Origin of the sequence: Zavarzinella formosa DSM 19928 (genome assembly GCF_000255705.1) — a bacterium.
In the GTDB taxonomy this organism is placed as follows: domain Bacteria; phylum Planctomycetota; class Planctomycetia; order Gemmatales; family Gemmataceae; genus Zavarzinella; species Zavarzinella formosa.
Window position 1 is genome coordinate 1,889 of record NZ_JH636465.1, and the last position, 222, is coordinate 2,110.

At 64.9% G+C, this 222-nt stretch carries 1 protein-coding gene; it reads left to right on the top strand.

The annotated features are described in order from the left end of the window. The coding region (locus BGIM_RS64545; RefSeq protein WP_162136373.1) for a hypothetical protein at positions 1-222 on the top strand (222 nt) is incomplete at both ends.

Below are 222 nucleotides of genomic sequence, written 5' to 3' on the forward strand. Positions count from 1 at the left end.
GGGCAACGGCTCCTCCTCCACCCCCCCGGCGACGGAACTCATCATCCTGATCGAGACCGTCGTCGACCCCGGCTACTGGGACCCGGATATCACCCGCAGCAATCAGGCCAAGGGGAACCTCCTCGGCCTCAATCCCAACGACCCCAACAATCCCGTCTCGACCGGGAGCGAGCTTGACGCCCCCGAGCCGAAGGCCCAGAACGAGATGAACAAGCTGTCGCT